Origin of the sequence: Micromonospora sp. MH33, assembly GCF_003013775.1 — a bacterium.
Classification (GTDB): Bacteria; Actinomycetota; Actinomycetes; order Mycobacteriales; family Micromonosporaceae; genus Micromonospora; species Micromonospora fulviviridis.
In genome coordinates, this window is the sequence record NZ_MUYZ01000210.1 from 1 (window position 1) to 12419 (window position 12419).

At 72.7% G+C, this 12419-nt stretch carries 8 protein-coding genes and 1 pseudogene; 5 read left to right on the forward strand and 4 right to left on the reverse strand.

Annotated features, from left to right (window positions below):
* A partial coding sequence (locus B0E53_RS25575; protein WP_281492909.1) for an RING finger family 4 domain-containing protein occupies positions 1-1498 on the reverse strand: 1498 nt, incomplete at its 3' end.
* 932 nt (positions 1499-2430) lie between these two features.
* On the opposite strand from B0E53_RS25575, the gene B0E53_RS25580 reads away from it, so the two are divergent.
* A complete protein-coding gene (locus B0E53_RS25580; protein ID WP_107078376.1) occupies positions 2431-2907 on the forward strand; it encodes a hypothetical protein in 477 nt (158 codons plus the stop codon).
* 33 nt (positions 2908-2940) lie between these two features.
* Positions 2941-4752: a glycoside hydrolase family 15 protein gene (locus tag B0E53_RS25585; protein ID WP_107078377.1), complete on the forward strand. Its 1812-nt coding sequence runs from the start codon at positions 2941-2943 to the stop codon at positions 4750-4752.
* 111 nt (positions 4753-4863) lie between these two features.
* Here B0E53_RS25585 and B0E53_RS25590 read toward each other — a convergent pair whose 3' ends face one another.
* Together B0E53_RS25590 and B0E53_RS25595 are read right to left on the reverse strand one after the other, a co-directional pair.
* Positions 4864-6237, reverse strand: coding sequence for an MFS transporter (locus B0E53_RS25590; protein ID WP_107078378.1), 1374 nt, complete (start codon positions 6235-6237; stop codon positions 4864-4866).
* Positions 6234-6581, reverse strand: coding sequence for a nuclear transport factor 2 family protein (locus tag B0E53_RS25595; protein ID WP_107078379.1), 348 nt, complete (start codon positions 6579-6581; stop codon positions 6234-6236). Before B0E53_RS25595 ends, B0E53_RS25590 begins: the two co-directional genes overlap by 4 nt.
* A gap of 78 nt (positions 6582-6659) precedes the next feature.
* Here B0E53_RS25595 and B0E53_RS25600 point away from each other — a divergent pair, with 78 nt between their 5' ends.
* Together B0E53_RS25600 and B0E53_RS25605 are read left to right on the forward strand one after the other, a co-directional pair.
* Positions 6660-9275, forward strand: coding sequence for a helix-turn-helix transcriptional regulator (locus B0E53_RS25600; RefSeq protein ID WP_210406205.1), 2616 nt, complete (start codon positions 6660-6662; stop codon positions 9273-9275).
* Between the two features lie 212 nt (positions 9276-9487).
* Entirely contained in the window at positions 9488-9931 is a 444-nt protein-coding gene (locus B0E53_RS25605; protein WP_210406206.1) for a DUF1062 domain-containing protein, read from the forward strand.
* Positions 9932-10239: 308 nt separating this feature from the next.
* Here the strand turns inward: B0E53_RS25605 and B0E53_RS25610 are convergent, their stop codons facing one another.
* Positions 10240-11646 carry an alpha/beta hydrolase gene (locus B0E53_RS25610; RefSeq protein ID WP_107078380.1) on the reverse strand — a complete coding sequence of 469 codons (1407 nt, stop codon included), beginning with the start codon at positions 11644-11646 and terminating at the stop codon, positions 10240-10242.
* Between the two features lie 478 nt (positions 11647-12124).
* On the opposite strand from B0E53_RS25610, the pseudogene B0E53_RS25615 reads away from it, so the two are divergent.
* Positions 12125-12337, forward strand: a pseudogene (locus tag B0E53_RS25615) (transposase); the annotation flags it as partial.
* Positions 12338-12419 lie beyond the last annotated feature (82 nt).

Genomic DNA, 12419 nt, shown 5'->3' on the forward strand with positions numbered 1-12419 from the left:
CGTCGCGGCCGGTCAGCGCGGCGGCCGCGTCGGCGAGGACGGTCGGCGACACCCGGGGCGCGACCTGCCGCGCGGCGTCCAGTACGACGCGCTGCGCGTCCGGGTCGTCGCCGGCCAGGCGCAGCAGGTGGTCGAGCCGCCGCCACAGGTCGCCGGGCCGGTAGACGAGCAGGGCGGCGGCGTCGGCCGCGTCCCCTTCGGCCGCCGCTGCCTCGACCAGTGCGGCGAAGGTGCGAACCCGTACCGACACCGTGCCGTCGGCGTGCCAGGACAGGATCAGTCGCTCGGGCGCGCGCTCACCGGCGGCGACCATCGCGGTGCCCAGCGCGCCGCCGGCTGGGGCGCGGGTGCCGCGCAGAGCGGCGAACGCGACCGCCGCGTTCGGGTACGCGGTGACCCGCTCGTGGGGGTGCAGCCGCTCGGCGAGCCGCTTCCAGACCGTGGGGTGGCGTGCCATGTCCTCGGCCGCCGTGACCGGGTCGAGGGACCCGACGAAGGTGAGCACCGTGCGACGCAGCGGCCGGGGCAGCGCCCGTACCCGCGGCGCGCCGACGGTCACAGCCGGCTCGTCGACCGGTCGGTACGCCTCCGACGCCGCCGGGTTGTCGCGACGCCGCCGCGGCAGGACAAGGCCGGGATCTCCGCCCGAGTACACCCACAGAGCACGGGCAACGTCGGTCGCCGTGCCCCAGCGGGCGGCGGCCTCGGCGAGCACCCGCTCATGGGCGGCGGTGAGTGCCGTGCGGTGCAGCGCCTCCGCGATCACCACTGCCAGGGTCTCCCGGGCGGGCACCACCGCCGGCAGCCAGTCGAGGCGGTCCGGCGCGGTCGCGGCGACGAGTGCCCGCAGGTCGGCCAGGTCGGCCTCGCCGAGCGCTGCGGGCCGCCCCACCAGGTCGTCCCGCAGCCGGACGGCGGTGCTGGTGGGAGAGTGGTCAAGGGTGAGCCGGCGCAGCCGCACCGGCGGTGCCGTAGAAGACGCCGGCGGCGCCGCCTCGGCCACGAGCGGCAGGTAGGAGTTGCCGGCCGTCAGCCGCCGCCCGCAGATCGGGCAGGCGGTGTACGCGTCGGCGTCGAAGCAGTCCGCGCAGACCAGGTGCCCACAGGGGTCCAGCGCGTGGACCCGGCCCTCGGCCCCGCACAGGACGCACGGTGCCGCGTCGGTCTGCAGCAGATGAACGATGAGCCGCTCGACGTAGAGCCGGTCCGCGTCGGCCGGGGTGTCCGGGAAGCGGCGGAACAGCGGCACGTGTTCCCGGTCGGCGCCGACCAGTTCGGCGGTGACCGCGCAGACGAAGTCGGCCCAGCGCATCCGGGTCAGCGGGTCCAGCACGGCGAACCGCCGCCGGATCGCCGCGTCGAGCAGCCAGCCCGTGGCGGCCAGGTCGGCCTCGAGGTTGACCACCCAGGCGTCGCCGTCGGCGGGCGGCGCGGCGGCCGGCGCGGGCAGCGCCACCGCGCCGGCGCGGCGCAGCAGGATCATCGCGAGCGCGTCCATCAGCGGCGTCCTCCTCCTGGTGCGCCGGCGGTCGGCGCCGCGGTGGCAGACAGATGCCGGGGCGGAGAGTCGGCACGCTGCATTCGGTCGAAGAAAGGAGAAGGAAGCGCACCCGGGAGCCGCCCCGGCCCGCCGATGTTACGGCCGACGCCCAAGTTTCGCGACGCGTTTTGCCGCCGGTACAGCGGCTCGGCCAGTTGGCGGTTGGAGGACGCGCCTTCGACGCGGACCACCGGCTACACGGAGATACACCCCGCCACGGTCGTAGGTGTCCGCAACCGTCATCGACAGGATGCCGGCGCGGACAGCAGGGAGTAGTAGCAGTTTCGGGTTGCCGGCCCCGTGCCGGCCACCAGAGGCCAGGCGGGCCATCACGAACCGGCCGGCGAACTGTGGATACGTGTTGCGGTACAGGACCACATGTCGGCGTACGCGGACGGTGCCAGGTAGGTGCCGGAGTGCGCCGCGCCCCGGTAGGAGCGGCCCACGCGACTGTCATCACGGTGGCCAACACGACCGCGCACAGCGAGGCGAGCATCCGGGCGGTTTCGATTCGCATGTGGGCCTGATCGGACCATCGTCCGCCTCGGAGGGTGACATCGAGGATGACCAATTGCGCACGGTGGCCAAGAACGTCGAGGTTGTCAACCGGCGGGATCGCGAAGCCGATTCGGCTTCCACGTCGAAGAACCGGTGCACCTGGCGCCGGTCGTACCTCATGAAGCAAGCCAACGTGCCGGGGCGGGTGGCTTATGGTGAAGCCCGGAGCGGCCATGGTGGCCCATGCTGATCCGAGGCGCGCGCCCCGATCCGAGCCGTAGGGCCTTCACATTTCCAGCTGAAGGATGGACCCATGACAGAGCGGACATCTGCCCGCGCCGGAACGCCCGCTGCGCCGACCGGGAACAAGCGCGCCGTCGGCCATTGCTGACATGGACTGGGCGGGATGGGTTCTGTTCGGGTTGGTCGCCACCGTGGCGCTCACCGCGGCGTTGATCACTGCGCAACTGGCCGGCCTCACCCGCCTCGATCTTCCCCTCGTACTCGGAACCGTGGTCACCGAGGATCCCGACCGGGCCCGGGTCGTCGGGTTCTTCATGCACCTCTGCGCCGGTCAGGGCTTCGCCTTCGGCTACGCGGCCACGTTCGCCCTGCTGCACCGGGCCACCTGGTGGATCGGGGCACTGCTCGGGATGCTGCACGTCGGGATCGCGCTGACGGTGCTGCTGCCGCTGCTTCCGGGCGTCCACCCGCGCATGGCCTCGCAGCGGGCGGGCCTGACCAGCACGGCCGTGTTGGAGCCGCCCGGCGTGTTCGCCGTCAACTACGGCGTCCAGACGCCTGCGGTCGCGGCTGTCATCCACGTCATCTACGGAATCGTTCTCGGACTGCTCCTCCAGGCCGATTGACCCCGTTGCGCGACTCGTGAGGGAGCGATCTCCATGACCGACGTGGCTGCCCCTCGGTCGCCGGCGCCGATCAGCGACTACGGGCTGCTGGGTGACACCCGCACCGCTGCCCTTGTCGCCGGTGATGGCGGGATCGACTGGTTCTGTGTGCCCCGCTTCGACGGCGAGCCGCTGTTCGGCCGGCTGGTCGGGGGCGCGGACGCGGGAACGTTCCGGGTCGGGCCGGCCCGGCCGGCCACGGTCGTAGAACGGCGGTACCGGCAGCACACCGCCACCCTGGAGACGACCTGGGCGGTGGGCGACGGCCGCCTCACCCTCGCCGAGGGCATGGTGGCCGAGGTCAGCGGTCGGCTGCTGCCGACGACACTGATGGTGCGGCGGCTGTCGGCCGAGCAGGCGGCGGTCGACGCCGTCGTCGAGTTCGACCCCCGCCTCGGCGCACCGCACAGCCGGCCCCGGGTCCACCACCGGCGCCAGGCCGTGGTCTGTGCGTGGGGGTCGATCGCGGTCGCTCTGGCCAGTGCGCCGGAACTCGCCATCGAGCCCGGCCGGTCCACCTCGATCACGGTCCGGCCGGGCAGCCCGGTCACCCTCGTACTGGCCGTGGCCCACCGCGAACCGCTGATCCACGTCGAGCCGGCAGCGGCCTGGGAGCTGCTCGTCGAGGACGAGAACCGGTGGCGGGACTGGAGCACCGAGATCGACGAGTCGCTGCCCTTCCGCGAGGCCGTCGTACGGAGCCTGCTGACCATGCGGCTACTGACCTACTCGCCCTCGCAGGCTCCGGTGGCGGCGCCCACCACGTCGTTGCCCGAGGACCCCGGCGGGGTACGCAACTGGGACTACCGCTATGTGTGGCCCCGTGACGCCAGCATCGGCGTCAGCGCCTTCCTGGGCGTCGGCAAGGCCAGGGAGGCCCACGGCTTCCTCGCGTGGCTGTTACACGCCAGCCGGCTGCAGCGGCCACGCCTGCCGGCACTGCTCACCCTGCACGGCCGCCACGTACCGGCCGAACGCGACCTGCCCGGCTGGCCCGGCTACCTCGACAGCGTCCCGGTACGGATCGGCAACGGCGCCGCCGGCCAGCACCAGCTCGACGGCTACGGCTGGGTGATCGACGCGGCCTGGGCGTTCGCGCAGGCCGGACAGCGCCTCTACAGCGAGACGTGGCGGGCGGTACGCGGCTTCGCCGACCTGGTCGCCCGCTGCTGGCAGGAGCCCGACGCCGGCATCTGGGAGGTTCGCGCACCGGCCCAGCACGTCCATTCCAAGCTCATGGGCTGGCTCGCCCTGGACCGCGCCCTCCGCATCGCCGACACCCACCCGCTGCCGGACCGGCAGCGCCGGCGCTGGCAGGAGGCACGGGACGCGATTGCCGCCGAGGTCCGGACGCGCGGCGTCGACCCCGCCGCGGGCTACTACGTCCGCGGCTACGGCACCCAGGACCTCGATGCGGCCCTGCTCGTCCTGCCGCTGCTCGACCTGGACAGCGTCGACTCGCCCCGGGTGCGGGGCACCATCGACGCCGTCCGGGACCGGCTCTCCGCCGGCGGTCCGCTGCTCTACCGCTACCCGCCGGGCCGTGACGGTTTTCCGGGCGGTGAAGGTGCGTTCCTGCCCTGCTCGTTCTGGCTCGTCCAGGCCCTGGCCCGTACCGGGCGCCGCGTCGAGGCCGTCGAGCTGTTCCAGGCCCTGCTCGAGCACGCCAGCCCCCTCGGCCTCTACGCCGAAGAGCTGGACCCCGCGACCGGCGCCCACCTCGGCAACTACCCCCAGACGCTGACCCACGCCGCGCTCGTCCAGGCCGCACTCGCCATCCGGGACGCCCCCCACCAGCGGTCCTGAATCCGCCTGACCGAAGGGAACGCCCATCCTTCGGTCGAACAGGGCGCCACAGAGGGCGCGGAGCGGTCCACCGGCCGCCGGCCCGAGGGACGACGGCCGGTGCTTTCGGCGTCATCGCCTCGGCAGCAGTTGGATGATGGCGGCCAGCGCCAGTTCCAGCACGATGAGCGCGACCAGTCCGGCCCGGAACCCGCCGGTCAGATCCGCGGCCCGGTAGAAGACGATGCCGATCAGCGCCACCCCGACCGCGTTGCCGGTCTGGTTCACCGTGGCGAGCACCCCGGAGGCGGCGCCGGTGTGCTGTGGGTTGATCCGGGAGAGCACGGTGGTGGTGAGCGGGGCGAGCGCCATGCCCATGCCGATCCCGTCCACGGCCAGCCCCGGCACGAGCCAGCCGGTCCCGTGTCCGGCCGCCTGCCACATGCCGTACAGGCCCACCGCCATCACCAGCGCGCCGACGCTGACCACCTGGCGGCCGAGCCGGGCGGCGATCCGGTGGGCGTACATCGAGGTGGCCAGGTAGCCGGCGCCGATGGCGATGAAGACGACGCCCGACTCCAGCGCCGACAGGCCCCGCTCGACCTGCAGGTAGAGCGCCAGGATGAGGAAGAACGACGCCTGCCCCATCCAGAACACCTGCGTCGCCACCAGCCCCACCGAGAACGCGCGCTCCCGGAACAGCGTCAGGTGCACCAGGGGTTGCGGGCTCCGCCGCTGGGTCGCCGCGAACAGCGCGAACAGCAGCACCGCGGCGGCCAGGCTCAGCCAGGTCCACACCGGCCAGCCCTGCTCGCGCCCCTCCACCAGCGGCAGCACCAGCGCCACCAGCGCCGCGCTGACCAGGACCACGCCGGCCAGGTCGAGCCGGGTCGCCGGGTGGCGGGACTCCGGCACCCGGCGGAGCAGCGCCAGCGCGGCCACCCCGATCGGCATGTTGATGAGGAAACACAGCCGCCAGTCCAGGCCGAACAGGTCCGCCCGGATCAGCAGGCCGCCGATCAACTGGCCGAAGACGGCGCCCAGACCCATCGTCAGGCCGTACCGGGCGATCGCCTCGGGCTGCTCGGCCGGCGCGACGCTGGTGCGCACGATGGCCAGTACCTGCGGCATGAGCAGCGCCGCCGCGAGCCCCTGCAGCGCCCGGGCCCCGATCAGGACGCCGACGGTGGGCGCCAGCCCGCAGAGCACCGAGGCCGCGGTGAACAGCGCCACGCCGAGACCGAAGACCTGGCGGCGACCGTACCGGTCGCCCAGCCGGCCGCCGGTGATCAGGCCGGCGGCCACCGCGAGGACGTAGCCGGCGACCACCCACTCCAGCGCGGCCGGGCCGGCGTGCAGGTCGCGTTGCATCGCCGGCAGGGCCATGTTGACGATGAACGCGTCGATCGCGGTCATGAACGTCGAGATCAGCAGCACCGGCAGGAAAGCGCCGGGCCGCGCGGCCGGTGCGGTGACCCGCACCGGCCGCTCGCTCAGGACGGTCATGCCGGCACCCGGTCCAGGAAGCCGTGCACGGTGGCGATCCGGCCGTCGGTGATGACCGCGACGTCGAAGCCGACGACGATCGGCTCGGCGCCGCGCGGGCCGAGGTTCCAGGTGAACCGGGCCAGGTCGTGGTGCGCGTCGACCGGGCCGGCGAGGCTGAACTCCAGGCCGGGGAACTGCTGCTGCACGCCGGCGATCAGCGCGTCGATCTGGTCGCGGCCGGCGACGGTGGCCAGCGGGTCGGTGTACGTCCCGTCGGCCGTCCAGACCTCGTCGATGAGGGCCCGGCGGGCGGCGGCGTCGGTGGTGTTCCAGGCGGTGAGGTACTTCTCGATCAGTTCCATGGCCACGACCGTATGGATGATCCGGCGCCCGGGAATCGGTAGCGCTTAGGTACCGCGTACCTGTGTATGGTGCGGAGAATGTTGCACGGCCGCGCCGCAGAGCAGGACCGGATCGCGGCCCTGGTGGCGCGGGCCCGAGCCGGGGAGAGCGCCGCGTTGGTGCTGCGGGGTGGGCCGGGCATCGGCAAGACCGCGCTGCTGGACTGGGCCGCCGAGCTGACGTCGCCGTCCGGCCGGCCGCTGCGCGTGCTGCGCGCCAGCGCCGCCGAGTTCGAAGCCGAGCTTCCGTTCGCCGGGCTGAGCCAACTCGTACGGCCGGCGCTCGACCGCCTCGACCGGCTGCCCGCACCGCAGCGGCAGGTGCTCGCCGCCGTGTTCGGGCTCGGCGGCGGCGCCCCGGCCGACCGGCTGCTGGTGGGCCTCGCGGTGCTGTCGCTCCTGGCGGACCTGGCCGAGGACGGTCCGCTGCTCTGCCTCGTCGACGACGCGCACTGGCTGGACAGCGTCTCCGCCGAGGCGCTGCTGTTCGCCGCGCGCCGGCTGCACGCCGAGGGCATCGTGATGATCTTCGCGGCCCGGGACGGGATCTTTGCCGCCCCCGGCCTGCCCGAGCTCACCGTCGGCGCGCTCGCGCCGGCCGACGCCGTCCGGCTGCTCGACCCGCAGCTCGCTCCCGAGGTACGGATGCGGGTGCTCGGCGAGGCGCAGGGCAACCCGCTCGCGCTGATCGAGCTGCCCCGCGTCGTCCGGGCCGACGACGCCGGCGGCCCGCTGCCGCTCACCGACCGGTTGCAGGCGGCGTTCCACGGCCAGGTCGACCGGCTGCCCGCCGGTGCCCGGACGCTGCTGCTCGTCGCCGCCGTCGAGGACACCGGCGACCTGGACGTGCTGCTGCGCGCCGCCGCCCCCCTCGGTGGCGGCCCCGCGGATTTGCGGCCGGCGGAGGAGGCCCGGCTCGTCGAGGTCACCGGTCGGCGGCTGCGGTTCCGCCACCCGCTGGTCCGCGCCGCGGTGCACGCCGCCGCGACGTACCCGCAGCGGCTCGCCGTGCACCGGGCGCTCGCGGAGGTACTGACCACGCCCGACGCCGCCGACCGGCGGGCCTGGCACCTCGCCGCGGCCACCACCGGACCGGACGAGCAGGTGGCCGCCACCCTGGAACGCACCGCCGAGCAGGCCCGCGGCCGCAGCGGCTACGGCGCGGCGCTGGCCGCGTTCGAGCGCGCCGCCGAACTGAGCGGGGACGAGGCCGCCCAGGCACGCCGGCTGCTGCTGGCCGCGGAGAGCGGCCTGCAGTCCGGGCACCTCGACAACGCGGTCCGGCTCGCCGAGCGGGCGGCCGGCCTGGTGAACGAGCCGGCCTTCCACGCCCGCGTCGCCTGGGTCGAAGGGCACGCCTGGTTCTGGCAGGGCGGCCACCAGACCGCGTACGACCTGATGAGCCAGGGGGCGCAGCTCGACCCGGGACAGCGGGACGCGTTGCTGGTGGCGGCGTTCCACCCGGCCTGGTACCTCGGCGAGCCGTACCTGGGCGCCTGCCTGGACCAGCTCGCGACGCTCGACCATCCGGTGGCCCGCTACCAGGTCGCCGCCGTCCGGGGCCGGCCGCTGCCGCTGGCCGCGGTCGCCGCCCAGGTGGGCGCCGAACCCCGCGACCGCGTGCAGCTGTGCGGGCTCGGCTTCGTCGCCGGGCAGGACGCCGAGACGTACGAGCTCGCCTCCGGCCTGGTCGCCCGCTGCCGGGCCGACGGCATCCTCGGGCTGCTGCCCACGCTGCTGTTCTTCCTCGCGGAGGCGGAGTTCTTCCACGGCCGGCACCGGGACGCCGCGGTGAGCCTCGACGAGGCGGTCCGGGTCGCCCGCGACGGCGGCCAGCCGCTCTGGGTCAGCCAACTGCTCGCTGTGCAGGCGATGCTGGCCGCGGTGGCCGGCGACGAGGCACGCTGCCGGGACCTCGTGGCCTCGGCGCTGGACGGCGCTACGGCGGGCGCCGAGGCGGCCGGTCGGGCGTGGACGCTGTGGGCGTTGGGTCTGCTCGACCTCGGCCTGGGCCGCGCCGAGTCCGCCGTGACCCGGCTCGCCGCCCTGCAGGAGAACCCGTACGCCCACCAGGTGTGCGCGTACCGGAGCGTGCCCGACCTGGTCGAGGCGGCCGTCCGGGCCGGCGTGCCGGAGCAGGCCGAGGAGGCGTTCACCCGCTTCTCGGCCTGGGCGGAGCGGGTGGACCAGCTGTGGGCGACTTCCCTGGCGTACCGGTGCCGGGCGCTGCTCTCCGGCGACGAGCAGGATTACCTGCTCGCGCTCAAGGCCGGTGGTCGCCCCTTCGAGCAGGCCCGCACCGAACTCCTGTACGGCGAGTGGTTGCGCCGCGCCCGGCGCAAGGCCGACGCCCGCGGCCGGCTGCAGCGTGCCCTGCACACGTTCGACCAGTTGGGGGCGGCGCCGTGGGCGGCGCGGACGCGCGGCGAGCTGGAGGCCACCGGCCTGCGCGCCCCGCACCCCGCCGCGTCGGCCGCCGCCGAACTCACCCCGCAGGAGCTGCAGATCGCCCGGCTCGCCGGCACGGGGTTGTCCAACCGGGACATCGCCGCGCAGCTGTTCCTCAGCCCCAAGACGGTCGCGTACCACCTGTACAAGGCGTACCCGAAGCTCGGCGTCACCAGCCGCACCGAGCTGGCCGCCCTGGCGTTGTGACCAGCCCGGCGTGCCACCAGGACAAAAACGGGTGGCCTCGCCGGCCGTCCCGCCCTACCGTGCAACTGGATCTTCTTATCCGACCCACTTACGAAGGACTTCACCCCGCGTGACGCCGCCTGCTCTTTAGACCTGACACCTTCTCCGTGCATCGGTCGCCGACCGCGCCGTCGGCTCTTTTCGCATGCCTTCCGTCAGATCTTAGAGAGATCATGTCTGCGCGTCCTCATATCCTGCTGTCCCGGGCCCTTCGACGTACGCGCCTTCCTCTGCTCGCGTTCCGCTGCGTCCACTGCCATTCCGGCCTCGCCAACCCCGGCGACGGCAAGTTCCGCGTCAGCGCCAGCGGCACGCTCCTCGACATCTGGCTCCTGGTCGCCTGCGTCTCCTGCGACCACACCAGCACAATCACCGTTCACGATCGCGTCCCGGTCCGGTACCTGGAGCCGATCCTTCTGCGGGGCTACTTCGGCAACTCCTCTGCCTCACAGGGACATCTCCTGCGTCCCGCTACGAGCCGCCGCTGTGGGCCTGAGCTGGGGCGAGAGGCAAGGTGGCCTCGCCCCGGACTGCATCACGCGGCGGTCCGCACGCGGTCGCTCATGACCGGACGCGAACTAACGGCAGGGCCGGCCCGATACCGGCGACGAAGGTGAACACCCGGGTGCATACATCCGGACGTGCCGATGATCCTGCATTCCGCATCTGGCGAGCACCCGAGGCCGACTGAAGAGCCCGAAGAGACACACGCCGCCGGTCGTACCCGGCTGGTACGACCGGCGGCGTGTCGGCCGTGGTAGGTGTCCTCGGCCCGCGGAATCTCTCTGTAGCGCCGGTTCGAGCGCCAGATTCTGCCGGTTGCAACCTCGAACAGGCATCCGGATCCTGCCGCAGACCGAGTGCTACCCACCGCGACAGACCCTCGCGGAAGCCCTGCGCGCCCGAAATTCCGCCGTCTCGGGGTTCAGTTCGCCGGGCATCCGGTGCCGGGGGTGGGCAGCGTCAGGTCGACGAGGTACCGGTCCACTACGGCGATGGTGCACTCGTTGCGCAGGTACGTGCCGTGGCCCCAGCCCTCGTACGTGACCAGGCGTCCGTGCCGGCCCAGTTGCCGAGCGACGTTGGTGGCCCAGGCGTAGCCGGTGCGGGGGTCATGTCGAGCATTGAGCAGCAGCAGCGGTGTGCGGGTGTGTACGTGTAGGTCGTGCGGTAGGTTCCGGACCGGCGACCGCCATCCCAGGCAGGTCTGCACGGCCAGCAGGCCGGCGCCGTACCGGACGGCCGGCGCGACGTCCTCGGCTTCCCGGACCAAGCCGGCGTACTCGTCGTAGTCGCGCACGGTAGCTGGCCAGTCCGCGCAGAAGGCCGCGACGGCGATCGGAAGATTCACCTCGGGCGGCGGCATGCCGCCGTCCATGTCCCGCACGGCCGCAGCCAGTTGCGGCCAGCGCGGGCCGGCGAGCATGCCGAGTGCTACGGCGGTAACGTCGAAGGCGGTACGGGGGGCGTACTCGCCACTGTCCGCGCGGGCCAGCACCCCGGCCCAGACCGACCGCATGTTCCGGTCGTGAAGCACACACTCGGCCGACCTGTCACACCAGGACGCGAACTCGTCGAAAGCATCCTGCAGTGCGGCCGCCTGGGTCCGCACGAAGGACCGCACGTCGAGGCTGTGGTCGAACACGCCTTCCAGCACGACGGCCCGCACTCGGCCGGGGTACTGCTCGGCGTACTGCTGGCCCAGCAAAGTGCCGTACGAGCTGCCGTGGAAGGTCAGCCGCCGTTCTCCCAGCGCACGCCGCAACGCCTCCAGGTCGTGCACGGTGCTGAGCGTGTCGGCGTTGTCGAACACAGGGCTGGTCGGGCGGCACCGGCTCCATAGCGCCCGGTTGTACGCCACCGCAGCGTCGAAGTCGGCCTGGCTGGTCAGTGGGATGGGCGGCTTGCGCAGGGTCGGGTCCGGCGTGCAGACGGGCGCGGCGGTGCGGGCGACAGTGCGTGGGTCGAAGCTGACCAGGTCGAACCGGTCGAGCAACTCGTCGCTGAACCGGTCCCCCTTGCGGATGCGTTCCACCCCTGAATCCCCTGGGCCCCCCGGCCCGAACACCAGCGTGCCCACCCGCTGGTGCGACACGCGCGCGGGCCGGCGTGCCACGGCGAGCTCGAACATTTGGCCGTTTGGCCGCGCCCAGTCCACCGGCAGGCGCAGCCGGGCGCACTGCACGCGCGGGTCGAGTGGGACGTTTGGCAGGTCGTCAGGGCACTCGGCCCAGGCGAGACTCAGCGGCGTGGAACCGGCGTGTGCCGACGCAGGCAATCCAGCCAGGATGGTGAGCACAGCTACAATGACGGCCACGGTACGTCGGGACACGAAACCTCCTGGGTCTGAACGCTCGTCCATTCTGGACCGGCGTCCCAACCGAGTCATATGCGGAAGCACCCGGATGTGTTCCTCAGGGCTTTCCCCGAATCCGCCCCGAGGGCCGGCCCATCAATTTCCGGCCCTCGGGCCGAGCAGGCGTCGTCAAGGATCTCCAGGTCGGTAGGGGCTGGGTGGCGGCCACTGCTCGGCCGAAGCACTCGAAGCGGCCGTTGCTGTCGGTGAACCAAGTCGGGCATCGCAACGATTTCGCCGGCCCTTCTCTGCGACATGGGCCGTAGGCCATTCCAGCCATGAATGGATGAGTTCTTCTGGAATCGAGGGATCTCCACGCAGGCGCTTAGGGCCGTATCGAAGTCGGTGCCAGGGCTGATCTGGCGTGAGGATCTTCGCGTGTCGGAGATCGAAAATGGGCGAGGTTTCCGGTAGATGGTTCAGCGACCAAGCAGAACCTGAAGCCGGAGACCTCGTGGACACCCTAGCGGTGACGAGGCGGTTCGACCTGACCGACGTGCAGTGGGCGGTGCTGCAGCCGTTGCTGCCGGTGGCCGAGCGCCCGGGTCGACCGCCGTCATGGAGCAGACGGCAGTTGATCGACGGGATCCGGTGGCGGATCCGGGTGGGTGCCCCGTGGCGGCACGTGCCACCGCAGTACGGATCCTGGCCGGCGGTGTATGCCCTTTCGAGCCTGGGCCGACGCCGTAGTGGCGTTAGACTCGCCTGCCATGGGACCGCTCATCTTCAGCCTCAACCTCACCCTGGAC

Bases quoted from the DNA above. Each gene is read 5' to 3' on its own strand.
- B0E53_RS25580 (WP_107078376.1), top strand. From the start codon at position 2,431: ATGGACTGGGCGGGATGGGTTCTGTTCGGGTTGGTCGCCACCGTGGCG.
- B0E53_RS25585 (WP_107078377.1), top strand. From the start codon at position 2,941: ATGACCGACGTGGCTGCCCCTCGGTCGCCGGCGCCGATCAGCGACTAC.
- B0E53_RS25590 (WP_107078378.1), bottom strand. From the start codon at position 6,237: ATGACCGTCCTGAGCGAGCGGCCGGTGCGGGTCACCGCACCGGCCGCG.
- B0E53_RS25595 (WP_107078379.1), bottom strand. From the start codon at position 6,581: ATGGAACTGATCGAGAAGTACCTCACCGCCTGGAACACCACCGACGCC.
- B0E53_RS25600 (WP_210406205.1), top strand. From the start codon at position 6,660: ATGTTGCACGGCCGCGCCGCAGAGCAGGACCGGATCGCGGCCCTGGTG.
- B0E53_RS25605 (WP_210406206.1), top strand. From the start codon at position 9,488: ATGTCTGCGCGTCCTCATATCCTGCTGTCCCGGGCCCTTCGACGTACG.